A 24,097-nucleotide genomic window follows, 5' to 3' on the forward strand; every position below is an offset into this window, starting at 1 on the left:
CCTTTAGACCCATCGGATCGTTGTTAAACTAGTTTTGAATTTTTAAAAGTCTAAGCGCATTCAGAATTACTATCAGTGTGGCCCCCGTATCGGCCGCGATTGCCATCCACATGCTCGAATAGCCCAACAACGCTAAAATCAAAAACAAGGCTTTGAGCGCAAGCGCAAATCCAATGTTAAATCTAATAATGCCCAATGTACGTCTTCCCTGAACAATAGCAACTGAGAGCTGTCTAAGATCGTCCTTCATCAAAGCAACATCAGCAGTCTCTATCGCAGCGTCCGTTCCAATTGCTCCCATTGCGATACCAATCGAAGCCTGCGCAAGAGCCGGCGCATCGTTAACTCCATCACCGACCATTCCCACGTACTTGTATTCTGAAACCAATTCCTTAATTTTGGTCACTTTGCCTTCAGGCAAAAGCTCTCCAAATACCTTATCAATGCCTACTTGTTTTGAAATAGCTGATACCGTTCTATTATTGTCTCCGCTAAGCATAACAACCGTTTCACAACCAGCCTTGTGAATATCTTGAATAGCTGCCTTGGCCTCTTCTCGAATTTTATCGCCGATTCCAAATACACCGAGAACTTCGCCGACACAGTCGTCGTGAGGCTTATGCCCCACAACGACCACCGACATTGCCTGCTCCTCGAGAGACTGAAGATATTTTTCTAGATCAGACGAACAAACTCCCAACTCATGCGTGAAACGGTGGTTTCCAAGAAAATACTCGTGCCCCTCAACAGTAGCAAAGATGCCTCGTCCCTGCTCAGTCTGACTTTGCTCCACGCCTACGACTGAAACTCCACTTTTCTCCGCATAACGGACCACCGCTTGAGCCAATGGATGATTTGAAAGCTTCTCAATCGATGCAGCAATTTTGACAATTTCTCTTTCTGGAAGGTCATTCCATTTTTTCATGACTAGAACCTGCGGAACTCCCTCAGTAATTGTCCCAGTCTTATCGACGGCAAGTGCTTTCAATCGGCCCAAGGTTTCTAAAAAAATGCCACCTTTTACAAGGACACCTCTACGAGCCATTGCTGTGAGCCCCGAAACAATAGAAACAGGGGTAGAAATCACTAGCGCACACGGACATGCTATCACCAGAAGAACTAAGGCCTTATATATCCAGTCTTCCCAACGTCCGCCAAAGAATAGGGGAGGAACAAAGCAAATCAAAAGACCAAGAACGAAAACCGCAGGCGTATAAATCTTGGCGAACTGATCAACGAATCTCTGGGAGGGAGCTTTCGATTTTTGCGCCTCTTCTACCATTCTAATTATCTGTGAAACTTTAGAGTCGCTTAAAATTTTCGTTACTTGAACTTCCACAGAGCCAGAAAGATTAACAGTTCCTGCGTAAACGCCGTCACCTTCCTTCTTTTTAACAGGAGTCGATTCTCCCGTTAAGGGGGCTTGGTTAACCTCTGTCTTTCCAGAGATAACGTTCCCATCAGTTGGAAAAAGATCTCCAGCACGCACTACAACCGTATCACCCACCTTAACAGCATCGACTGCAACGTTAATCAGCTCTCCATTTACAGTTTTCAGCAATGCTACTTTGGGACTTACGTTAATTACGTCTTGAATAGCTTTGCGAGCTCGCACCACACTAAAGGCTTCTAAAAGCTCAGAAAATGCAAATAAGAACACAACCATTGCAGCTTCCGTGTAGTCCCCAAGGTAAACTGCACCAGCCACAGCCACCGTCATCAAGACATTCATATCTAAATGTCCATGCCGAATTGCCCGAAGGCCTTTTGGAAAAACCAAAAAGCCACCACAAATGATGGAAATCGAACAAAGAGCCATACTCACTAGACTCTGCTCTTTCGTCAGAAAACCAATCACTATTGCCGAACAAACTAAAATCCCAGAGGCTGCGACTAAGGCAACACGTTGCCGAGAAATCGCCTTACTACTTTTATTTGGATCTACTACCTTAACACCTGATTTATTAATAAGTCTGCGAATCTCATTTTCATCAAGGTCCGGTGAGTACCAAACCTGAACCGTGGAAGACATCAGCTTGGCCTCGACCCTAAAAACTTGCTCTATCTTCAATGAACTTTGAATAGCTGCAATTTCATCAGCACAATCCATTCCACTTACTTTAAATGTAGATTCGACTGCCTCGGTCGGCAAAGCTAAGTCTGATTTCCCCGAAGTTAAATCAGTCTTCAAATCATCAGTACTACAACAGGCCTTACCCATATAAATCTCCTAGTGAGCCACTCGGCCAATAAACTTTTTCTCAAAGATGGAATAGAGTGTCGGCAAAACAATTAAAGTTAAGATTGTCGAGGAGACAATTCCCCCGATCACGACAGAAGCAAGAGGTCGTTGAACTTCAGCGCCAATTCCCGTTGAGAGCATCATTGGTAAGAAACCAAAGATTGCAACTAATGCAGTCATTAAAACAGGTCTCAATCGGATTAGCGTACCTGTCATGACTAGATCTTTTCCAGTCTTGCCTTGATTCTTAAGCTGGTTAAAATAATTTACTAATACCACCCCATTTAGCACAGCAATCCCAGATAAAGCGATAAATCCAACTCCAGCAGAAATACTGAAAGGCAGTCCATTAGCAATTAACCCCACTACTCCCCCAACAAGCGCAAAAGGAATACATGAGAAAATTAACATTGTCTGACCGACACTCCTAAAAGCAGCGTAGATCATTAACAATACCAAGATAAGTGCAATTGGTGTCAGAACTAACAATCTACTTCTAGCCTCTTGAAGATTCTTAAAGTTACCGCCCCATTGCAGATAATACCCTTGAGGTAATTTGACTTTCTGTTCAACGACTTGCTTTGCTTCATTGACGAAACTTTCTGTATCTCGACCGCGTAAATTAATAAGAACAGCAGATCGACGATTTGAATCTTCTCGATTGATAGACCCAAATGTTTCAGAAAATTTAGATGTCGCTAAATTCGAAAGAGGAGTCGTCGTATTTGTTCCCAACCCTACAGGCAAGTTTCTTATAGTATTTAGATTAGAACGCTCATCGTCGCTCAAGCGAACGACGATTGGATACTTTCTTTCATTTTCATAAAGAAATCCACTCTCCTGCCCGCCCAATGCGATGGACACAGTATTTAGAACGTCAGATGTATTGGCGCCATATCGCTTTATTGCCTCTTCCTTCGGTTCTATTCTAAGAACAGGACTTGTCCCTGCTAGATCAACTTCAACGTCACCAGCTCCAGGTACCTTCGAGACAATTCCCTGAACTTCTTTTGCTAAATTCATATTGGTCTGTAAATCAGGGCCGAAGATTTTCACGGAAACATCCGCTCTTGTGCCTTCAAGCAATTCGTTGAAACGCATCTGAATAGGCTGTGACGCCAGATAGTTTTGACCTGGAAGCTCCTTTTCAAGTCGTGCGACTAAAGCATTTACCAATGTCTCATATGTGTGGCGTTTGCCATTATTGGATTTCGGCCAGTCAGACTTCTCTTTCAGCATAATATAGGTATCTGAAATGTTAACTCCCATCGGATCAGTTGCCACTTCACTAGTTCCGATACGAGAGAAAACATTATCAACTTCCGGAAATTCTTTAATAATCTGATCGGCTTTCTGCTGAAAGGCAATCGACTGATCAAGACTCAAATTAACCGGACGAATCATATGGAATGCAAAGGAGCCTTCACTAAGTTGGGGAAGGAATTCTGCCCCTCGAGTTGCAAACAATACGCCACCAACAATCACAGCCATTACTGCTGTCGTCAGGGTTGCCACCCGATGTTTGAATGATAACTCGAACAATGGCTGATAAGCTTTGCGAATCCATTCCATGAACTTAGGTTCTTTGTCTTCGGAGTTTCCTTTGAGAATCAGCGATGCTAACGCTGGAGCAGTCGTAAAAGACAACACTAACGCGGAAGCTACTGCAATTGCGAATGTCGCGGCCATAGGCCCAAACATTTTACCTTCGACACCCGTTAAAGCAAAAATAGGAAGGAATACAACAACGACAATCAACTCACCAAATCCAGCTGCAACACGAACTTCAACGGCAGCCTCATAGACAGCAGCCTGTACTTCATCTCTAGTCAGCTTCCGTCCATACTCCTTACTTCTTTCATGAACATAACGAACACAGTTATCAATAAGAATGACGGTTCCATCAACGATAATCCCGAAATCCAATGCGCCAAGACTCATCAAATTTCCAGATATCCCTAGAGGCTTCATTATAAGAAATGTTGCCAACAGTGATAATGGGATCGTAACTGCCGTAATAACAGCTGCACGGATATTTCCAATCAACAAAAACAACACCACAATTACAAGAGTAGCACCCATCATCAAATTGTGTTCAACCGTTCCCAGAGTAGCGTTTACTAAATCCGATCTATTGTAAACGGTCACCATATCAATGTCGGAGGGAAGGGTTTTTCTGATCTCATCGACCTTATCCTTAACCCTCGTAGCAACAGTTCTGCTGTTCTCTCCAAGAAGCATCATAACTGTGCCTAAAACAGTCTCGCGACCATTGTGAGTCGCAGCCCCTGTTCGTAGTTCTTTTCCAAGTTTAACCTCGGCAATGTCTCCGATGCGAATCATGCGGAAAGAATCCAGTTGCTTAACTGGCACTTTCTCAATGTCCTTGGCCGACTTAAATAGACCAACTCCTTGAACTAAGAATTGTTCAGCGGTTTGAGCAATGTAACCACCGCCCACATTTTTATTTACTTTCTCAAGAGACTCCACGATGTCTTCAAAGTGAATTCCATAAGAAGCCATCTTTTTGATATTCGGTTGTACATGAAATTGTTTCTCGTACCCGCCGGTCGTATTAATTTCTGCGACACCTTCAACAGTCAAGAGCCTGGGCTTAACAAACCAGTCTTGAAGTGCCTTAATTTCCATCAATTGCTTTAGGCGTTCTTCCGGATTTTTTGCAGGCTTTTTAAAATCCAACGTATACTGGAATATTTCTCCGAGCCCCGTCGAAATAGGGCCAAGTCGCGCTTCAGCGCCTTTGGGAAGTTCTGGCAAAACACCTTGCAATCTTTCCGTAACCATTTGACGTGCACGATAGACATCGACTGTGTCTTTAAAAACTACAGTTACTTGAGACAAACCAAATCTTGTGATTGATCGAACCTCAAGAACTCCGGCAATTCCTCTCATAGAAGACTCGACCGGAAAAGTAATAGCCCTCTCAATTTCCTCGGGCGCTAACCCTTCAATAGTTGTGTTAATCTGCACCTGGTTGTTAGTAATATCAGGAACGGCATCAATGGGAAGATGCTGAAATGAATAGAAACCTGCAAACGCCAGTATTCCTGTAAATAGTAAAACTAGCGTGCGATTGTAAACTGAAAAATGAATTATTTTATTAATCATAACTTTAAACCTTAATGGCTATGCCCCTCAGGAGCTCCGCCAGTTGCAACAATTTCAGCTGTTCTAAGAAATGCGACACCTTGTGTAACTACTTCATCACCTGGTTTTAGCTCAGGAGTTCTGATCTTCATCTCCTTGTCGCTCTTCGATACGATTGAAAAATCAATCCTTTTATAGAATCCATTGCGCATTCGATAAATGTTAATCTCTTCCCCTGAATAAAGAACGGCCGAATCAGGAATACTCCAAGGCTCAACATTTTTTAATTTTATTGTCTGTAGCTCAAAATTCTTTATAGCTTCTGGAGACAACTTAAATCCTTCCGCTTCACTAAATGTCGTGATCCCTTTATCGGGTCCTATGCTTGAGTTTTCTTCCTCATGCTCGCCATCTTCATGCCCATGTTCATCATGGTGATCACCATCTATTTCCTCATGATCCTTTTCTTCATTCGTATGATCATCACTTTCTTCACTCTTTTCATCATGATGATCTCCGACCTCTTTATGAACTTCTTGGTGCTGATGCTTTTCCTTAGTCTCTTTAGCTAGAGATAAAATACCACCTATTAAAAATAAGATAATTAGAGCAAAACTTTTCATATATCTAACCCCGCGGTATCACCATCGATCACTTGAATTTCCAAATAAGACTCAACAGCTCTCATCTCACGCTCATTACGAGTTTTTTCAAAATCCACCAAGGATCGATGAGCTTCAATCACAAGAGAGCTTGGAACCAGTCCTCTTAAAAATAATCCTTCTACTTTTTTGTGCTTAGTCTCAAGCGTATGCCCATTCGGCGTTTCCTCTAAAGCAACCACTGATTTTCTATATGATTTCTTTAAAGACTCACGTTCAGATTCCAATTTCTGCAGAGCCAAGTCGCGTCTTTGCTCTGCCGCTTGTACTGATATGCTCGCAGCGGCTCGTCCTGCGCCATTTACGTTAAGCAAAGGTAACGGCAAACTAAGGTTCACGCCCCATTGCTGAAAGTCTCGGCCGCTCTCACGTGAAAATTTCGCAGAGGGGCCTAAATTCATTGTTGGCCAAGATTCACTTTGGGCCTTACTCAATTCACCCTTCGCAACCTGAATGTCTGCCTCATATAATGACACCAACGGAGAACTCTTTATATCGGGATTGGTAGCTCTGGCAGTCGGCCATTTTTCAATCCGAGGAGGAAGAGCTTTTTTAACGTTTTCCAATTCAAGTCCAATAGTAACCTTGAAAAAAGCCTCTAAAGATGAAAGCTCTTCGTCAAACTCCATTCGCTTAAAGTTGTACTCACCTTTTGCAATCTTAAAAACTGTCAAAGTTACTTCTTGTTCCGGTGAAAGAGTTGGACGAGATTCATACTGCTTCACTAGCTTTGTGAAGGTCTGAAGAGACTCATCGACGAGGTCTAGCTCACCTTCGATTTGTCGCAAACGAACTAATTTAAGAAAGACTGCTTTTCTAATTTCTGCTTTAGCTCGAAATAGCTCGAGCTCTGATTTGGAAGCTTCAGCGCCTGCAATTGCTTTACGGGCAGATCTTTTACCACCCAATTCAATAGGAAAAGCTAGCGAGACATCAGTCTCATTTCGCTTCTCTGAATCAACCTCACCCGTCAATGAAACTACTGAAAGCTCAGGGTTTTGAAATTGTGCCGCAGCATCGGTCAGCGCGTTTTTTTCCTTCACTGAAAGTTCAGCTCTTACTACGTCTGGAGATCTACTTTCCGCGCACGCAATAATTTGTTTGTAATTTACCATAGGGCTACATACGTCACCCGATTTGCTCCATGCTGCCGCAGGAATCAAAACAAGCACGATGGCCAGTCTCGAACATATAGACATAAACACACCTTAAATTTTAATTTGGATTTTATTAAGTAAAGAAACCTATTTAGATAGTTCGAGGAGGCTGAAATGGCCCCTCGAGAACGCGCTCAAGAGCTGTTTGAATCTCTGAGTCTATTGGATCGTGCACTTTTATCTCATACGAGAAAAGTACAGTCGCTGGAAATACCAGCTTTGCACAGTGACCCAAATGACAAAATCCATTTGCGCAAGGATCGCTGCCATCCTGAGAATTGCATGGCGCTCTATCATTATGGATCTGACTGATTGAGACACTGACCTGATCACTGTTTCTTAAGTCCTCAGCATGAAAAAATACAGAACTTCCAACTAGCACAGCTAGAAGGCAAAACACCAAAGCTCCTAAAAAGAATCTCCCATACTTTCGTTTCACAAAACCGACCTTAAATCTCATCAAAAACACTATCAAGTGCTTTTTTAGTAATTTAACACCCTTTTCGTAAAATTGTCGACTAGACTAGCTCGATTTAAGCAATGAATGCATATAACTTGCATTCATCTGACTCATAAAGGCTTCTCAGCCGCAGGCCAGTATAAAAAGCGTCCCACTTGTCCCAACAATTCATCTGTTGGCAAACTAAATAGCGGAATGGCGAACAAAGACCCATTAAAAGAAATTGTAAAATACCAGCCTTTCTTTTTCTTATTCAAATCACTAATTCATAGAACATAAGATCATCTTAACAATCCCTACTTTAGCAAAATTCTGGATTATGTTCGAGCCACCTCAAACAAGGGAGCCTACAATGATCATTTTACGTTTAATACTTTTTTCGATCCTGTTTACTTTTCTTTCTCGCATCGGAACCGCCAAAACATCAGCAGCCTCTTCAACTCCAGCACAAAATTCCTATATAGATATTATTGACGTATATTCTACTAAGGATATCAGGAATGCACTACTTCAATTGTGGAATCACGGACTCAAGCCGACCTACTATTGGACTCCCTCAATGGAAGAGATTTACAAAAGTAACTCGAATAGTCCGACCTTACGTGAACTAGCGAAGGAAAAACTTTTTCAGGCGATAAACAATGTTGCCAATGGAAGTGTCAATCCAGAAGAGCTCACACCAGATATAAAGTTTAAGAAGAAGCAGTTCGTTTCTGTCGGCATCTTCGAATCATTAGTTGCATCCACAAATCAGCGCCCCGAGCTTCTAATTGAACAAATGGCTCCGCAAAATATCCTCTATAAATCAGTTCAATCAGGAGTAAAGACACTTTATAACTCGTGCAAAACTGGTTCATTTAAACCGATCAAACCGAGCAACAAAATATTGAAACTTGGAAGTCGAGATAGTTCTGTGTCTGCCATTAAAATGCGGCTTAAAGTTCTCAAATATAACATTTCATCCGATAACAACATCATCGACAGTGACTTTGTCACGGCCATCAACAATATAAAGTGGACTTTGCGAGAACCACCAGATGGAACGATTAAACCCAAGGACACTTTATGGAAGTACTTTGCAATCTCCTGCACCGATAGGCTTCGACAACTTCAGGCAGATTTGGAAAAAGTCCGCTGGCTACCACAACGCCTTGAAGATCGATTCATTTTTCTCAATCTAGCTCTGAACTATCTTGCATTATACGACAGTCCGAATAACTACATGATGAGCTTCCGGACGATCAATGGGCGTAGCGAACGCCGAACCCCTTCAATGCATGATCATCTTTATCAAGTAGTTTTAAATCCTGCTTGGATAGTCCCTCCCACAATATTTATTGAAGACAAAGTCGAAGAAATAAAAAAGCTGCGAAAAGACCAAATAAAAGCGTATTTTGAATCAAAATATTTCGAAGTGTGGAACCTCGACCTTACCGAGACTATACCGCCAGAAAGTATAGACTGGAAAAGCATTACTCCTGACTCAGACAGAACCTTTTATATTAGACAGAAGCCCCATTACATGAACACTTTGGGGGTAACAAAATTCGAGCTCTCAAACCCTGAGTTCATCTATCTACATGATACAAATCAAAGGGAACTTTTTGTCGAACCAAACAGACTATTAAGTTCAGGCTGCATTCGAGTTGAACGCCCCATAGAACTCGCAGAATATCTTTTAAAAGGAACTGAATGGAATTTGTCTTCCATACAAAATACCGTAGCCAAGCCTCTAGATCCACCAGGAAAACCCACTAAAATTATGCTAAAAAATCCGATGCCGATTTATATGATATTCTTAACGTCGCAGACCTCAGGAAACGGTACCGTGTATTTTACCCACGACGATTACAGTCAAAACAGTCTTATACTCAGCAAAATTGCTGCGGCATTTTAATGCATGGGCTGGGCTAGGTTGCATAATTTGTCGGGATAAACTCTCTTGCACCGACATATTTTCTAAAGGGGAGCTTTCTCTAAATTTGTATTGTATTTTCTCCGCGTTCATTTGTGCCAATCCGAATTGAATCGCTAATTTCCGAGACAAAAATTTTTCCATCTCCTCGGAGACCAGTGTGGGCATTTTTTTGAATAGTCGAAACAACGGTATTAACTAAATTGTCCGAGCATACTATCTCTAGTTTTATTCTTGGAACTGCTTCAACCGATGCAAAAGTAACCTTATCTTCGCTATTTTTTGCTTTGCTTCTGCCGTATCCAAAAACCTCTGTCATTGTGACGCCTGTCAGACCTTCAACTTGGTGCAGTGCCCAGATCACATCTGACAACATGTTCTCTTTAACAATCGCCTTAATCTCTTTCATAAATTTCTCCCTTCAGTATTGTTCGAATTGTATTGCAGAGCTCTACATGAGCACAACCAGAGCAACAAACTTGCAGAACTCGCGCGCCCTCTTTGACAATCAACAACCTGGGCTCTATTTTTTTAGAGTTTCTTTTCCATTTGAACTCAATTCTCTATCTCAGAGGATTCTGTAATCACACAATATCGTTTTAAAAGCGCGACGAAGGAGTCCCCTGAACAACACTATGAAGTTCAATTTGACGGCGCATTGAAGATTTCTGATCAATGTTAATAAACTCAAAATTTAATTTCTGAACTTCCAACACAAAGGTTGGACCATACATTTCATCTTTGTATTCTTTTTTTACCGTGGATTCTCTGTCCACCTTCATTTTCTAAGAATTTCGGCGAACCCCATGTTTCTGTCCGTGACTCATAGACGAGTTTGGCCTGCGCTTTCAAAACTCCTCGCTGAATGGAATCGATGTTATAGGCACCAGATAAGGCCGTAATGATACTCGCGCTCCAAAGGACAAGATTTGTGAAGTTCATAATTACCTCTTTTTCTTTTTGGTTGAAGTATTCGATTGCGAAGACATCCCCTCAAGAAATGCCTCTGAAAGAACTAATTTGCCTGCTCGAAGAACAATTGCGCCTGAATCAATTCTCTTAACTATGGCTTTGATGACTCCATAGCTCCACTCTCTACCCGTGCGAGATTTAAGACTTTTGTCACTCAAGGCCGCCAAAATGGACATAATTTTACCGCCTCGCGTCCATAGATTGTGAATCAAAAGAAGTGTTGGATACTCCTTGGGGTCTCGAACAACTTCACCTTGGAGAAAGCAAAATCCATACGGCGGCCTCGCTCCGGTGCGCTTATGACCTTTGCGCCAACGCTTATATGGAACTGACGGTTTGGGATGTAACTGGTCCTGGTGCGTCTTCAGGGCCTGCCAAATGGCGGTTCTCTTTAAGCCCGTCTGTTCGGCAATTTCTGTAATTGATAGACCGTCCCGGCATAAAGGGGCTGATATTTCGTAAATTCGATCTTGCGATAATTCAAAAAACTCAATAATATCATGAATATCTGATTTCTTGCGAGTCGGGCTCGTTGGACATCCATCTTTCTTCTAAAAAATAAAAACAATACACAGAATCGCTAAAAGACGTTGCCCCGTCCCAAGTCCTATGGGATTTTTCGCGGCGACCCTTTTCAGATCAGGAAACACATATGCAAGACTTTATCCCTCCACAACCCCCAAAATCCTTCCGCATTGTTCTGGAGCTGTTCAAGTCCGCAAAACGTCTTGATGGCGTGTTACTGACAGCAATCAAAAACCAAAACGAAGACCTGAACCTGCGCGAGATCTCTCGCACTCAGTACAAAGAGCTATTCAAATCCGGCAAGATTCTGATCAAAGGCCAAAGAGCCACACCGTCTTCCTCCGTTTCGAAGGGCATCACTTACGTGGATATCCTGGGATACAAAAACAAGTAATCCAGCCAAAGGAAGAGACATGTCGATCCAAGAAAACAATCAAAACGACGAATCTCAAGTGCGCAAAAAAACCATGATGGTTCTTGGACTGACCTTTATTCTGCCCGTCATGATCACGCTGATTACTGTTTATATTCTTTTGGCCAACTTTTCTTCTAACAAATAAAACAACTAATCCATTAAAATTTCTCTCCCAACACACCCGTGTCGGATGCGACCTAAGGAGCATTCGATTCAGGGCCGATGACCACGACAGCCGACCGAGCCCTGCTACCCCGTCCATCAAGTGCCTCAAAACAGCTCACTCAATCTCTTAGGCTTCTGACATCTATCTTTAGCTTGGTCACAAGATTCCTTAGCATAGAAAGCAAAGTGAAAATGTGCGGCCGATCGAACGCTGTTATCGGCCGATTGCTGCAATTCTTTGATCCGGTTGGTTTGGCCTTGATCTAAAGTGAAAGATTCCAAAGTACGAATGGCAATGAATTGAAGTAATGGATCTGCGCTTTGAAGCCAACTATCAATAGCTTTTGATTGCACCAAGTTCTGGAGCCACAGCTCCAAACGCTCATCGGAAAGCCTTACTCCTCTACAGCGAAGGTACCCACCATCTTTGATCCCAGGATTACATTGCCTCATAATCACAATAAAACGGTCAGTCTTCTGATCCTCTGTCAATGACGCAGGTATAAGGCTATCACTAATATCCAAACAGGCATTTGAGAGACACTTTTCCGTTCTCTCTTTCCATTGCGCCTCCGTCACTTCGACCTTCGTAGTTTCATTAATTTTCAATAGCGACGGCACTTCGACTCCATTTGGTATCATAGCTAGACTAAGCATTCTCTCCTGACTTAGGGGTATAGGAAGTCTTCCGAGCAGATATGCAGACCACCGTACTGGTCTACCACGAGGATTCCCAGCAAAAATCTCAGCGAGGCTTCCCAGAACAAGCAGTATACTCAGGACTGACCCAAGGCAGATACAAACAAAACGCCACTTCCTATGCGTATCCCAGGGCATTACCAAAAGCGACAGCGCCGAGGTTGGTGCCATTGATATCAAAAAAATTAAGCCGACAAACCAGAATATTGGTTCAACACCCCCAATACGCCGCCAGATGAAAAACAAAGGGATATAAATTCCAAGTAAAATTGTCAGACGCTTGATAGCCAACCATTTCAATCGAGTTTTTTCACTATCCTGCTGAGAAATGTGATTTTGATCGGTATTCACTGGAATCATACATCGCAAAAGCCCAAAGGAACCTGTAAAGACTATCAGAAGTTCCAAAGAAAGGTTTGACCCCATTTCAGGTCGCCCAATGACAATCAATAGATACAAAAGACAAACGATGGCCAGTGAAATGAGTGTGAAAAAAAAGGACTCCACTAAATGAAGAAACAGTAAGTACTTCCTTGAGAAGGGAAGCAATAAATACCAGCGGCTCTTTGGAAAGAGAATTGGCGCCATTCCAACAAAAATTAGAAGAATCGGAAGCTCTCTAAAGGGTAATACCATTCCGATGGCAGCTAGCAGCAAGCCCACCGCTCCCATATATTTGGCAAATGTCTGAATTCTCTTTTTTAGATAGATCTTCATTACTTACCTCGAAAGGAAAGATAGACAAAAATTTCCTCAATTGAAACAGGGCGAGCATCCACCTCAAAACCATCTGAAATGGTAAAATCTTGTTTTTGAGATATTATCCACTGTTCACCACGAGATGACGTCTGTAACGGAACCCAATTTTTATTATTCGCAGGCCTATCTCTCGGAACTTTGAATCTAACAAATTCTTTAGCCAGTTCCGACGATGCCCCTTGGAGGTAGATCTCACCACGCTTCAGAAGTATCAATTGAACGTCTGTATGAAATTCTGTTGCAATATTGGTAGCAAGAATCACCGTGGCTGAATGTTGCTTCTGATACACCAATAATTCTTCCGCAACACTTCCGCGTACATATGGATCCAGTGCCGCGGTCACTTCATCTATCAAGATAATTTTGCATCCTGTTGCAAGGCCTAATGCAAATTGGACTAGAATTTTTTGCCCCCTAGAAAGCTGCGAACTTCTTTTATTCATCGAAATATCGCCTATTGAAATGATTCTCTGAAAGACTGCGGTATCAAACTTGATCCAAATCGACGAGTAAATCTCTACCAACTCATTTAAAGGAAATTGTGGCAATGTGATATCTTCTGAAATAAAAATTTGATCGGAGTTAAAATTCTCCAAGTCAGTTTTCCTAGATCGGCCATGGCGGAAAATATCACCTTCATTCCATTTCTGAACGCCAGCCAAACATTTCAACAGCGATGATTTGCCAGAACCATTTTGCCCAAGGATGACATTAATTTGTGAATCGAAAATTTTTAAGTTGATTCCATCCAGTGCTTTTATCTCTTTGGAAAAATACCAAAGCTTGAGGTTTTGGATATCAAAAGTAGGAACTTCTGGATAGTTTTCTCTGTGGTTCATTCTTATAGTATCGGCGGATTTGAATAAATATATACACAAATATATTTACTGGCCTTTGGACTACCCTCTTGCCAGAGCTGCTGTGGTCTCCGGATTTTAAACAATGGCTATTTCAAATACTTACACTTCAATACGGAGGCCCTAACGACCGGAAGTCCATGCCAAAGCACAACTTGCAAGCCTTCCAGAGTGGCGCGAACCTTATGGATATCAGGGAGGCTGCGGTGGAAGAAAAAGAACCTTATGTCGATTTTACTGCTGAAATGGAAAAGGTCGATCATCTAATCAAAGGCATTCCCGTCGCCATGCTGACCTTCCTCAACGACACAAATAAGTTGTGTAGCTTTCCGCTACTGACTCAAGACTTGGAATTTGATGGAAGTCTGTGGTTTTTGATCTCGAAAAATTCTGCTAAACTTCAAGATTTGCGAAAGCACGGCGACGTCAACCTGTCTTACTCTAACAAACACAAATGTGTCTCCATCAACGGCACCATCGAGCTCACTGAAGATCGGGATCTGACTCGGGAACTATGGCAAAAACCCCACGAGGCTTGGTTCCCTGAAGGACCTCAGGACCCGGCAATTCAGCTTCTGAAGGTCCATGTTCATACAGTGGAATACTGGGAAAGTCATACCTCCCCCATTTACAAAATGATTCAATTGGTGAGAACCGCCCTTGGACAACCCACCAGCAAAGAAAGCCATAGCTCCTTCGATTTGAAGCACTGACCTATTTCAATCGACGAATGGATACGGTGACGGAAACCTGATCGCCACCCACCTGACCACTCAGATGCGTCAGCTGCCCCTCTTTAAGACGCAGGACCGAGGACTGCTGAAACAAGTTTTCCCCGGTCATTTTGCTTGCAGCCGTAAAGTGGAAAAGCGCACTAAAAGACGACAACTCCGACATTCTATTTTCAAAGCGATAAGCCACTGAAGCCAACGAAAGAACGATCGCGTGTTTTTCTTGAAGTCCTTCCGGGGCCGCGAAGTATCCCCCCTTGGCGCGCAGGTCTGTATTCATGTTGATAATCTGCTCGCCAACAATCGGAAGATAAACCTCTTCCTGACAGTCCTCGTTCACACACCACAGGGCCGACACCTCGACGGCAGGATGATGGGCGACAGGTTCTTCGGTCTGAGGATTGTCACCAGAGCGGCTATAGGCACTGCAATGATTTTGTCTGCAGACTTCAAGCTGTTGTTCCTTGAGGGAATAATTTAAAGTAATTGCAGGCGCATCTGCTTCAGACGAGTCCCGAACGGACAGATGACCTTCGCCGGTCTCAAGAATGTTATACTTAATTTTAGTGTAATGAGCTCCCAGAGTCAGAATCTCATCAACAGCTTCCGACCCGATGAAAAGCCAGCTCTGATAATACTCTCCATACCCGCCATCGGCTGGCAGATAGTTTTGGGCCACCCAGGTCCCTTGAACGTTCTCAGGAACCTCCGAGGCAAAGGCGAAAGATGTAAATAGAAGCGCCAAACAAAGAACGAACTCTCTCATCAGGACCTGCTTAGTATTCATCATGAAAGACACTATCTCTTTAGGCTCTTTCAGCAGTCAACAGCCATATATTGTTGGTAGCGGCCTCCATGACGCACAGATCTGTCCTCCCCGTTTCATTTCGAAACTGAAATGTAAAGAAATTCTCGTAAAAGCCGATAAGCTACTTATGTTTAGCCGCATGTACGTTCTTTTAACGGCTGTCATAACTGTGATGTTGCTTGCCTCTGCTTGCAGCATCAATACCTCATTCTTCAATCAGAAGGACCTTCTTCCAAGAACGATCACTCTTTACGATCATGGTGTTCCTAAAAACTACAATGCCGGAGATTTACAACTTCTTACCAATGACACGGCTTTAAGACTTGAAGGCGTCACCAAACCCAATGCCACAATTAAAATCTACATTTCCCCCGGCGATCCTCTTTGCGAAAAGCCCCCATCCCCGGAAAATGTGTTAGGCATACACTCTCCTCAATCCATTGATTTCCGGGTGGATCTAGCCGCTTTACCCGAGGGCACGCACACCCTGTGTATTTACGGTGAATACGGCACTGACACGAAAGCTTCAAGCAAGCTGGGTGAGGTGGTGATCAAACGCACCGTTCAGACTTTTGCAAATCAAACCGTCCTTCCCGACATCCGCGGCAATGAAAGACGGCCTTCTTTTACTGGAAACAGCGAAGCTTTAGCTAATTTAGAACTTTATGCAGGATCAGGATGTTCGGGTCCTGTTCTGGATTCCTCTCAAGCTGCTGCCGACGGGGCTTTCGCTTTGCGCCTTCCTGCAACAAATCCATTATTGATCGATGGCACCGTCAGCTATTCGGTCTTGGCTACAGACGTGCTTGGAAACACAAGGTGTTCTCCGGCTTATACCTATCTCTTGGACACCGTCGTTGAGCCCACGGCAATTCTGGCGCTGACTCCGAACAGCCCTTCCAATATAAGTACTCCTCTTCTCGCTGGAACCACCGAGCGTGACTCGCAGATTGCCCTCTATGATTCAGAAATCTGCACAGGCCCTGTCCTGGGAACGTCCACTTCTGACAGTGGTGGAGCCTTCTCGATCGGACTGGATAATCCGTTGAGTGTAGAAAAAGAGCACCACTTCACTGTTCGGGTTACTGATGACCTGGGAAATACCGAGTGCTTCACAAGTCTTAAAGAAAACTATGTCTATGATATCACGCCTCCGGCGTTGAGCATCCTTGCGCCTCCTGCTGGGACCGATTATCAGAATAAGTTTAACCTGCAGCTGTCCTGCGAAGTGGGCGCAAACATCGAAGTGTCCGGCGACGTCATCGCCACTCTTGCAGAGACATGTTCTTTGGGAACACTTGATCTGCTTCCTTCTTTAAATGGCATTGATGGTCTCAAGACAATTCAAGTTGAAGCCACAGATGCCGCCGGAAACTCAAGCACGGCAAGTTTAAATCTGAACAAAGACAATATTCCGCCACCTCTTCCCACGGTCACACGAATCTCCGCAAGTCCCACCATGATCGCGCAAGTGAATATGACGGTCTCCAGCTGTGTGGATATTAAAGACATTCTGATCAAAGAAAGCTCCACCCTTCCTACCGGGAATGAATCTGAATGGACAACTTGCACTTCCACGGCGGGAGCCACCCACTACGACCTCAGCCTTTCAGGAGCCCAAGGCACACGCAATCTGCGAGTCTTTGTGCGAGATGCAGCTGGCAATATCCAACCTTCTTTTGCCACGGTTCTTGTCGACTACGACACCCTGCCACCGGAAATTCATCTAGATCCGATCCCGCCGTTCTTAGGCACAAATAGCTATTACGAATTCCGCTGGTCTTTGACAGAAGGAAATGTACCCGCTGGGGCTAACTTTGTTATTCAGTACAGCCAAACCGGCGGTTCCACATGGAGCCCCCTGACCACCACGCCTGTCGGCAGAACCGGCGCGGTGAACGGAAAGATTTATAAGCACAATCAATTCCTGCCAGCAACGGCAGGACCCACGATCTTTAGAATCAGTCTGACAGATATGACCAATCAGACAGGCAGCGACAGCCAGTCGGCGATCTTGCTCTATGATATCACCCCTCCGGTGATCACAGCTGCCTCGTTTACAATTCTGGATTCGTCAGGACCCGTGACAACTTACAATCCGTTTGTACGCGTCAGTTTTGAAGCCTCCGACAATCAAACTCCGGTGACCCAGTTCTGCTTAAAAAACTCTTCTGCCGCACCCGCCTTGTCCGATCCTTGCTGGGTGGCCTTGAATGCTCCGGGAATTGATGTCCCGATTGACGTCAATGTGAAATTGACCAACTATGACCATCTTGTCGATTGGATCACGGGCACCTACACCGTGCATCTGTGGGTGCGCGACCAGGCCGGAAATGTCTCCGTCAATACCGGGCCTGTGAACAACGGAACTGATCGAATCTCTGTCAGCTACACTCCGATTCCACAACCCACATTGACAGATCTGCTGGTGGCAAAAACTCCGAACCCAACATATCAACCCTCGCCGTGGGAACTGGTCACAACTCCAGGTACAACGTTATATTTGAAATGGAAACAGCGGGTATTTACTGGTATCGCCAATGTCAGCCTGTGGTACACGATTGATGGAACACTTTACACTCTCATCGCCAAGGATCTTTCCCCTAGCGCGGGGTTGAGCTGCGCCCCCAGCGGCGCCGAGGATGTTTGCCAGTACACTTGGAATTCCCCGGTGCCCGTCAATACGCCTTATAAAATTCAAGTTCGTCTGGCCGATGGTATCGACCAGACCGTCATCAAAAACACCGTCTACATCAGCAATCCCAACTTCCGCGCGATTGCCGGAAATACCGATCCGGGAACCCACGGTTCTGCCAAAAATGCCGCCTTCCGGGGGCTTTTCCCAGACAGTGGGTCCTTTGTGGTTTCTCGCAGCGGGGTGCTTTTCTTCCGTGATATCGCACGGGGACTTTTGATGGTGGAGCCCGGCAACGGAGTGCAAAAGCTGGTGCTGCGTAAAACCGATACGACCACCGGCGACGGGGGGCTTTTAAGTGATGCCACCACTCAAGGTATTTTAAAAATCGCCATCGACTTCCAGGATCGCATCTTGCTGTTCGAGCCAGACCGTATCCGTCGCATTGACACCAGAACAACACCCATGACCATTGAATCCATTGTCGGAGCTTTTGATGACGGACGTATCGGAACCAATGCCGCCGATTTCGTGGCGGATCCTCACGATGTGAAGATTCAGCTCAGTACTACTTATCGTATGGCAGGCTTGGGAAGTCCCTATCTGACATTCCTGGTTTTACCTAACGGAGACATTTACTTCCAAACCGAAAAAACTTTTGAAACGCGAGCCAATGGTGCGCGCGTCCGGGTCTATCGTGGCAGCGCCATCGAACCTTACGTGGACACTCTTCGCATCGGCGGCATCGGAGATTATGGTGACGCCGGGACAGATATCGGAGCTTGGCAATTTGCCAATATGAATTTTGTCTTTGACCCGTTCTCAAATATCGTTTCAAAGGCTCTGGTTCGCGTGAATCATCCGAACCCCAGTTGCAGCAATTTCCTTTACGCCAACGTCAACCCAGCGACTTTGCAGTCTCTGGGCGGCGGTCATCCCCCTGTGCCCTATGAGTCCTGCACACCTGGCTATATGATTCAGGGAATGAATGGTCAGATCTACGCGTTAAATCGCAACAACCCTTGGAGCTTCCATATTTCAAAGTTCAACGGCGCGGGATGGACACAAATTATCGGCACCGGCGCTCGCAGCAGTTGCGGAGATGGAACCCCGGCCCTGTCCTGCCCGGTGATCGCCAATGACATGTTTGTCTCACAAACTGGGCAAATCTATTTTATGGATGATGGTCGGATCCGCATTCTTGGTTCGGATGGAAGAATCTATACACTCTATGGATACAACCTGAGTTCTGGTGATGGTGGCGATGCCATGGAATCCCGACTCAACGATGTTATCTCCTTGGACCACGGCACAGCGGACAAGGTCATTGTGTTGGATGCCCAGGGCGGCCGATTCCGGGAAATCGACTTCAAAGGCACTCCGGGAATCAAAACCATCGCGGGGAACGGATCGGATGCTCCAGGCTCAGCAACACCTCTTGGAGTCGCGGCCCATGTCAGCCCTATTGGGATGTACTGGTCGACACCGGGGCGTTTTGCAACGGATCCCACAAACGGAAATGTTTACTGGACGTGCGATCTCTATAACTTGTGCCGACTCAACCGAGCTTCCAATATCTGGGAAAGTGTGTTGTCCCCGATGGCAGGAGGCTGGTCCTGGGAAGCCACTTTAGCGCTGCACTACACTGATATTAATGGCATGACCGGCTATCCTCCGACCCCTATCGCAGTGACTGGCACCGGCTTGCTGGTTGGATTCGTGTCCTGGAATGGAACCGATACTTACCGTTCTGCACTTCGAGAGTTTTCTCTCAGTACGGGAAATTCAAAGCACATTGCGGGGAATGGTTCTGCAACCACCGGCGCCACGTGCCCGAATGGGGCTGCATCGGGCTGTACGCTGAATACTTACTTCTTTGGTTTTAATACCGGAGCTTACAGTCCTGCCTTCCATTCCAATGTCGCAGGCACCAACTACTGGATTTACGTAGCCAATAAACTTAAAACCGCTCACAAGGTCGGCGGTGGTCTGGCCACTAAACTTTTTGATCTCGATGAAAATGCTCTTTCGATTTTTTATAAAGGCTCGTACTTCTACTATTGCTCGGCCCCTGACAACGGCCCCTCCGTACTTTACAGAAAAAAGTCGACATCCCCATTCAGCGAGGTGGAACTGCCGCTGCCCCATGGATCCACATGTTACGGAAACAAGATCATCTTCAAGACCGGAGCTGCTGGAGAGCCCGACCGTCTGGTTTTCCCGATAAAACAAAACGGCATATCCGGTGTGGCTGAATTCCTGGATCCTGAGAACTTTACTCCCTAATAGAAGTTCTTAAATAAAAAAGCCCAAGGATTTCTCACTTGGGCTTTTTTATTTTTTGAATTCAAAGAACTTACAGCGTTTCCAGCACACTCAAATCCAGTGGCACTCCGAAGTGAACATAGGATTTACCAAGAGCTTCCAGCACGCGCTTCACATTCTGTGGGCGGCACTGTTCCCCCATCTGTCCGATACGCACGACATTCAGACCGAAGGCACCAGAGATTTCCACGTTGAATTGTTTTTTCAAGTGAGCAATCAGTTCTTTGGAATTCACGGTTTCGGGATTGTTAATCGCAATCACTGAATTCAAGCGGAATTCTTCTGGGGCATAAAGAGTCAGGCCCATTTTCTCAAGACTTCTCTGAAGAAGTTTGGAAGAGCTGGCGTGACGTTCCTGACGTTTTTCAAGAGTCTCTTCACAGATCAAACGCAAGGCCTCATAAAGCGCATTGATGCCATTCACCGGTGCTGTGTAGTGGTATTCATTCTTGCACCAGAATTTAAAGGCACGGCGAGGATCCAAACACCAGTGCGGCATTCTTGCTTCACGGCGTTCTACGAACTCATAGGCCTCTTCGGAAAAGGCAATCAACGAAACACCAGCCACAGAAGAAAGACCTTTTTGTCCCCCTGTCACAGCAATATCAATTCCCCAGTCGTCCATGAAGAACGGCATGGTGGAAAGAGTGCAGACGGTATCAACAATTGTGCGCACACCCATGGATTTTGCGAGCTTCACGATCTGCTCAAGCTCAACGTTTTTAATTCCGCAGGAGGTTTCACCTTGAACAACTGTGAGGACATCAAAATGCTCTTTTTCCAGCGCCACCTTCACATCGGCAGCTCTGAAGGGAGAGTTTGGCTGCGGGAAAAGTTCCACAACATCCGCCCCGACCCCTCTGGAAAGCTCAGCAAAACGGTTTGAGAAAGTTCCAAGATTCAACACCAGAACCTTGCGCCCCGGATACAACATGGAGGTCACAGCCATTTCCATACATGCCGAAGATGGACCAGAAACCCCGAAGATTTTTGTTGTCGATGTTTGGAAAAGATACTGGGACATCTTCTGCAGACCTGCCACGATAGTATTCATGGGCTCGCCCAGGTGAGAAATAACGAGTCTGTTCGCGTCCGCGACCTCTTTAGGAATCGGAACCGGGCCTGCGCCCATAAGTAAGGTTGCCTCAGACGGAAGGATGCTGCTTAATTCTTGAACATTTGGTGCTTGGATTTTCATGCCGCCAATCTAACCGGAAATATAATAAAACACTAGGCTTAGGAAGGCGCTCCCCCCATGACTTCGGCGAATTTCGGCTAAAAATCGCCTTTTTTTCAGATATTGGGGTCGAATTTACACGCCCCCTTGGCGACGAAGGCATGGCCGCTGGGCTTGCGCCGGTTTTTCCTTTTTTACAAAGTTGGGACGAATCAGAATGATTTTCTGGTTCTTAATTTGCTTTCGGCCCCAATAAACAATAAATCATGTTCAACCTCAAACCCGGAAAAATTCATGAAAAATCTAAAGTTCGTAGTGACGTCGATTGTTCTATCCGTAGCACCTTTCATCAACGCGCAAGCGGCTCCCCTCGCCTGCATGGTGACTACAAATGACAACGTTCCTTTTAAAGCCTCCAAAGAGCAGCCAGACCGCGAATACGCGACGCTTGAAAAAGCCAGCTCCAACGGAATTGATTTCTATCTGCGCGCCGGTCATGGCGTTATCCGTTTGGAAGCCTGGAAATCCGGGAAGCTGATGGTAAGCACATTTGTACAAGAAGGAAATCAAGCACCTTATGGCGACTCACTCAACTTGGCCATTCAAACTTCCATGGGCCAAGCCGAAGCACAATGCGAAGGCATGAATGCCTTGCTTGGGTATTAGAACTATCTTTAGACTGCGGGTGTGGGCCTTAACGGCCCACATCGCGCATAGACCTACGGCCCTTCTCTCTATCTGGCCGGAACAGCCAAATAGGGAGTCATATACTCCGCACCATCTGTTGTTTTAAGCTGGAAGCTGACTGCATCCCCCGACTCAAAGCACTGCACAGACTCAAGCCCCCCTGAACCAAGCACCTGTTGCTCAACTGATTTATCAGAAAGTACACTTTCCAACAGGCTCTGAGCATGCACTGGAACCGTGCTGCGTTTTTTCCAGCCGCCCCCGCCCGGGCACTCTGGTGGTGGTGGCAGACCACCTCCCAACCCACAAATACAAGGATTGCAGGCGGCACTGGCTACAGAACCCGACGCCATAGCGATAGCCATCGACATGGCCAAAATCATTTTATTCATAAAAACCTCCGTCTATCTAAGGATAGGAGTATTTTATTTTGACCTTTCCTTTAATTCCTTTTAACAAAAGGTCAATATTTGACCCTTTTAAGAGAAAAAGATGGGCTGGCTATGAAAATCGAAGAGGCAAAAATCAAAAACAGCTTGAAAGCTCTGATGAAAGAACAGGGCGTTCAGTACACCGACCTTGCCAAAAAACTCCGCGTCTCTACGGCCACTGTAAAACGACGGCTGAATAAAGGTGAACTTAGTATTGCGGACCTTAGCGAGATCGCCACTTGCCTGGGCACCTCGTTTTACGATCTCATCGAGCTAAGCAAACAGAACACGCAAAAGGCGTATCTTTTCAGCGAAGAACAAGAAGAACTCTTTGCTAAAGACCTCAGCTACCTGCTTTTGTTCCGCTCTATTGTCATGGGACTGAATTTCTCCCAGCTAAAGACCCAGTTAAATTTAAAGGAAAATGAACTGCGCAAAAGACTGCGCCATTTGGAAGACGTCGAGCTTATCAAGCTGATGCCGCGCGACCGGGTCTATCAACTGGCCCGCTTCCCCTTTCAGTGGCGCGAGGATGGCCTGTTACAAAAGGCCTACTATCAAAAGAATCTTCAGTCGATTTTCAACTTTATCATCTCCCACCACAAGGCTTCGACGTACCAGGAAGAAACCGGCTCTATCTGCAAGCCGTTTGAGCTTCTACTGTCAGCCGAACACAAGAGGGCCTTTGGCAAGGACCTGATGGAGGTTCTTAAAAAGTATCAGGCCCTGTCCAAGATGGAATTGAGTACAGCAAACCATAAAGGTCTTACCGTATCAGGAATTATTCATTCCGACGAGTTCTCAATTTGGAATGTAAAGGATGTACTGACCTTGAACTTTGAAAAATAGAATCGCTATTTTTTATTCTTATTCAACAGATTCAGCATAAAGGTATTGTCACGCTTCTTATCGGCCTTGACTGCCTTGGCCTCTTTCTTTCGAGCAGCCTCCGCAGCGGGCACCTTCGTCTTGGGCATCCCTGTGAATTTTACGGGCGTCCCCAATAAAGGATTTCGTTTTGTGATTTCTCGAACAAACTGTCTGACTTCGTCTTCGAAATTTTCCGAATCTGCGGGAATGTAAAGCCAGTCCTTATTGGCCGGATGATTTTCCAAAAATGAAAATTTAAGAAAAAAGGCGCTCTGCTTTTTATACTCAACCGGCAGGATGCACCCATTCCAGATTTGAAAGGGATAGGTGACACCTTTATGCTCATAGGTGCTATCCGCATCTTCCACCAGAATCATGATCAGCTTCATATCCAGATAATAAGCCATGCCCCCATGCTTTGGGGTCGACTCCACCTCAGTCGGCAATAGTTCTTCAATCCAGAGGAGATCACTTAATATCTGCTTCATAAAACACTT

The 24,097-nt window shown here is 45.1% G+C and carries 19 protein-coding genes; 7 read left to right on the forward strand and 12 right to left on the reverse strand.

What is annotated here, in order from left to right:
• Positions 1–28: 28 nt before the first annotated feature.
• Genes ACES2G_RS12790 through ACES2G_RS12805 form a run of 4 tightly spaced genes read right to left on the reverse strand, consistent with a single transcriptional unit; the run spans position 29 to position 7,127 of the window.
• Positions 29–2,221, reverse strand: coding sequence for a heavy metal translocating P-type ATPase (locus ACES2G_RS12790; RefSeq protein WP_374000389.1), 2,193 nt, complete (start codon positions 2,219–2,221; stop codon positions 29–31).
• 9 nt (positions 2,222–2,230) lie between these two features.
• Positions 2,231–5,371 (reverse strand): efflux RND transporter permease subunit, encoded by a 3,141-nt coding sequence (locus ACES2G_RS12795; RefSeq protein ID WP_374000390.1) that lies wholly within the window; start codon positions 5,369–5,371, stop codon positions 2,231–2,233.
• Between the two features lie 11 nt (positions 5,372–5,382).
• Complete coding sequence (locus ACES2G_RS12800) at positions 5,383–5,973, reverse strand: hypothetical protein (protein ID WP_374000391.1); 591 nt, start codon at positions 5,971–5,973, stop codon at positions 5,383–5,385.
• On the reverse strand, positions 5,970–7,127 hold the full coding sequence (locus ACES2G_RS12805) for a TolC family protein (protein ID WP_374000392.1): 1,158 nt from the start codon (positions 7,125–7,127) through the stop codon (positions 5,970–5,972). The genes ACES2G_RS12800 and ACES2G_RS12805 overlap by 4 nt, the downstream gene beginning before the upstream one ends.
• Positions 7,128–7,981: 854 nt before the next feature.
• Between ACES2G_RS12805 and ACES2G_RS12810 the strand changes: the two genes are divergently transcribed.
• A complete protein-coding gene (locus ACES2G_RS12810) occupies positions 7,982–9,526 on the forward strand; it encodes a L,D-transpeptidase family protein (protein ID WP_374000393.1) in 1,545 nt (514 codons plus the stop codon).
• Between the two features lie 79 nt (positions 9,527–9,605).
• Here the strand turns inward: ACES2G_RS12810 and ACES2G_RS12815 are convergent, their stop codons facing one another.
• Together ACES2G_RS12815 and ACES2G_RS12820 are read right to left on the reverse strand one after the other, a co-directional pair.
• The gene (locus ACES2G_RS12815; RefSeq protein WP_374000394.1) at positions 9,606–9,953 is read right to left on the reverse strand and encodes a P-II family nitrogen regulator; all 348 of its coding nucleotides are present in this window, start codon (positions 9,951–9,953) and stop codon (positions 9,606–9,608) included.
• A gap of 190 nt (positions 9,954–10,143) precedes the next feature.
• Positions 10,144–10,320 carry a hypothetical protein gene (locus tag ACES2G_RS12820; protein WP_374000395.1) on the reverse strand — a complete coding sequence of 59 codons (177 nt, stop codon included), beginning with the start codon at positions 10,318–10,320 and terminating at the stop codon, positions 10,144–10,146.
• Positions 10,321–11,168: 848 nt separating this feature from the next.
• Between ACES2G_RS12820 and ACES2G_RS12825 the strand changes: the two genes are divergently transcribed.
• The gene (locus ACES2G_RS12825) at positions 11,169–11,435 is read left to right on the forward strand and encodes a hypothetical protein (protein WP_347357917.1); all 267 of its coding nucleotides are present in this window, start codon (positions 11,169–11,171) and stop codon (positions 11,433–11,435) included.
• 19 nt (positions 11,436–11,454) lie between these two features.
• The gene (locus tag ACES2G_RS12830) at positions 11,455–11,601 is read left to right on the forward strand and encodes a hypothetical protein (protein ID WP_347357918.1); all 147 of its coding nucleotides are present in this window, start codon (positions 11,455–11,457) and stop codon (positions 11,599–11,601) included.
• 125 nt (positions 11,602–11,726) lie between these two features.
• Here ACES2G_RS12830 and ACES2G_RS12835 read toward each other — a convergent pair whose 3' ends face one another.
• Positions 11,727–13,037 carry a hypothetical protein gene (locus ACES2G_RS12835; protein WP_347357919.1) on the reverse strand — a complete coding sequence of 437 codons (1,311 nt, stop codon included), beginning with the start codon at positions 13,035–13,037 and terminating at the stop codon, positions 11,727–11,729.
• Positions 13,037–13,918 (reverse strand): ATP-binding cassette domain-containing protein, encoded by an 882-nt coding sequence (locus ACES2G_RS12840; protein WP_347357920.1) that lies wholly within the window; start codon positions 13,916–13,918, stop codon positions 13,037–13,039. The genes ACES2G_RS12835 and ACES2G_RS12840 overlap by 1 nt, the downstream gene beginning before the upstream one ends.
• A gap of 158 nt (positions 13,919–14,076) precedes the next feature.
• Here ACES2G_RS12840 and ACES2G_RS12845 point away from each other — a divergent pair, with 158 nt between their 5' ends.
• On the forward strand, positions 14,077–14,649 hold the full coding sequence (locus ACES2G_RS12845; protein WP_374000397.1) for a pyridoxamine 5'-phosphate oxidase family protein: 573 nt from the start codon (positions 14,077–14,079) through the stop codon (positions 14,647–14,649).
• Between the two features lies 1 nt (position 14,650).
• Here ACES2G_RS12845 and ACES2G_RS12850 read toward each other — a convergent pair whose 3' ends face one another.
• Positions 14,651–15,457, reverse strand: a complete 807-nt coding sequence (locus ACES2G_RS12850; RefSeq protein ID WP_374000399.1) for a hypothetical protein — start codon at positions 15,455–15,457, stop codon at positions 14,651–14,653.
• 145 nt (positions 15,458–15,602) lie between these two features.
• Here ACES2G_RS12850 and ACES2G_RS12855 point away from each other — a divergent pair, with 145 nt between their 5' ends.
• Complete coding sequence (locus ACES2G_RS12855) at positions 15,603–20,396, forward strand: hypothetical protein (protein ID WP_374000400.1); 4,794 nt, start codon at positions 15,603–15,605, stop codon at positions 20,394–20,396.
• 70 nt (positions 20,397–20,466) lie between these two features.
• On the opposite strand, the gene ACES2G_RS12860 is transcribed toward ACES2G_RS12855, so the two are convergent.
• Positions 20,467–21,633 carry an alanine--glyoxylate aminotransferase family protein gene (locus ACES2G_RS12860; protein ID WP_374000401.1) on the reverse strand — a complete coding sequence of 389 codons (1,167 nt, stop codon included), beginning with the start codon at positions 21,631–21,633 and terminating at the stop codon, positions 20,467–20,469.
• A gap of 273 nt (positions 21,634–21,906) precedes the next feature.
• Between ACES2G_RS12860 and ACES2G_RS12865 the strand changes: the two genes are divergently transcribed.
• A complete protein-coding gene (locus ACES2G_RS12865; RefSeq protein WP_374000402.1) occupies positions 21,907–22,278 on the forward strand; it encodes a hypothetical protein in 372 nt (123 codons plus the stop codon).
• 68 nt (positions 22,279–22,346) lie between these two features.
• Here ACES2G_RS12865 and ACES2G_RS12870 read toward each other — a convergent pair whose 3' ends face one another.
• Positions 22,347–22,691 carry a hypothetical protein gene (locus tag ACES2G_RS12870; RefSeq protein ID WP_374000403.1) on the reverse strand — a complete coding sequence of 115 codons (345 nt, stop codon included), beginning with the start codon at positions 22,689–22,691 and terminating at the stop codon, positions 22,347–22,349.
• Positions 22,692–22,802: 111 nt separating this feature from the next.
• On the opposite strand from ACES2G_RS12870, the gene ACES2G_RS12875 reads away from it, so the two are divergent.
• On the forward strand, positions 22,803–23,579 hold the full coding sequence (locus ACES2G_RS12875) for a helix-turn-helix transcriptional regulator (RefSeq protein ID WP_347358625.1): 777 nt from the start codon (positions 22,803–22,805) through the stop codon (positions 23,577–23,579).
• A gap of 5 nt (positions 23,580–23,584) precedes the next feature.
• Here ACES2G_RS12875 and ACES2G_RS12880 read toward each other — a convergent pair whose 3' ends face one another.
• Positions 23,585–24,088 (reverse strand): hypothetical protein, encoded by a 504-nt coding sequence (locus ACES2G_RS12880; protein WP_347358624.1) that lies wholly within the window; start codon positions 24,086–24,088, stop codon positions 23,585–23,587.
• Positions 24,089–24,097: the final 9 nt, after the last annotated feature.

It is taken from the genome of Bdellovibrio bacteriovorus (assembly GCF_041888015.1).
GTDB lineage: Bacteria > Bdellovibrionota > Bdellovibrionia > Bdellovibrionales > Bdellovibrionaceae > Bdellovibrio.

Bases quoted from the DNA above. Each gene is read 5' to 3' on its own strand.
- ACES2G_RS12825 (WP_347357917.1), top strand. From the start codon at position 11,169: ATGCAAGACTTTATCCCTCCACAACCCCCAAAATCCTTCCGCATTGTT.
- ACES2G_RS12835 (WP_347357919.1), bottom strand. From the start codon at position 13,037: ATGAAGATCTATCTAAAAAAGAGAATTCAGACATTTGCCAAATATATG.
- ACES2G_RS12800 (WP_374000391.1), bottom strand. From the start codon at position 5,973: ATGAAAAGTTTTGCTCTAATTATCTTATTTTTAATAGGTGGTATTTTA.
- ACES2G_RS12870 (WP_374000403.1), bottom strand. From the start codon at position 22,691: ATGAATAAAATGATTTTGGCCATGTCGATGGCTATCGCTATGGCGTCG.
- ACES2G_RS12865 (WP_374000402.1), top strand. From the start codon at position 21,907: ATGAAAAATCTAAAGTTCGTAGTGACGTCGATTGTTCTATCCGTAGCA.
- ACES2G_RS12810 (WP_374000393.1), top strand. From the start codon at position 7,982: ATGATCATTTTACGTTTAATACTTTTTTCGATCCTGTTTACTTTTCTT.
- ACES2G_RS12815 (WP_374000394.1), bottom strand. From the start codon at position 9,953: ATGAAAGAGATTAAGGCGATTGTTAAAGAGAACATGTTGTCAGATGTG.
- ACES2G_RS12850 (WP_374000399.1), bottom strand. From the start codon at position 15,457: ATGATGAATACTAAGCAGGTCCTGATGAGAGAGTTCGTTCTTTGTTTG.
- ACES2G_RS12795 (WP_374000390.1), bottom strand. From the start codon at position 5,371: ATGATTAATAAAATAATTCATTTTTCAGTTTACAATCGCACGCTAGTT.
- ACES2G_RS12855 (WP_374000400.1), top strand. From the start codon at position 15,603: ATGTTTAGCCGCATGTACGTTCTTTTAACGGCTGTCATAACTGTGATG.
- ACES2G_RS12880 (WP_347358624.1), bottom strand. From the start codon at position 24,088: ATGAAGCAGATATTAAGTGATCTCCTCTGGATTGAAGAACTATTGCCG.
- ACES2G_RS12875 (WP_347358625.1), top strand. From the start codon at position 22,803: ATGAAAATCGAAGAGGCAAAAATCAAAAACAGCTTGAAAGCTCTGATG.
- ACES2G_RS12860 (WP_374000401.1), bottom strand. From the start codon at position 21,633: ATGAAAATCCAAGCACCAAATGTTCAAGAATTAAGCAGCATCCTTCCG.
- ACES2G_RS12790 (WP_374000389.1), bottom strand. From the start codon at position 2,221: ATGGGTAAGGCCTGTTGTAGTACTGATGATTTGAAGACTGATTTAACT.
- ACES2G_RS12840 (WP_347357920.1), bottom strand. From the start codon at position 13,918: ATGAACCACAGAGAAAACTATCCAGAAGTTCCTACTTTTGATATCCAA.
- ACES2G_RS12805 (WP_374000392.1), bottom strand. From the start codon at position 7,127: ATGGTAAATTACAAACAAATTATTGCGTGCGCGGAAAGTAGATCTCCA.
- ACES2G_RS12830 (WP_347357918.1), top strand. From the start codon at position 11,455: ATGTCGATCCAAGAAAACAATCAAAACGACGAATCTCAAGTGCGCAAA.
- ACES2G_RS12845 (WP_374000397.1), top strand. From the start codon at position 14,077: ATGCCAAAGCACAACTTGCAAGCCTTCCAGAGTGGCGCGAACCTTATG.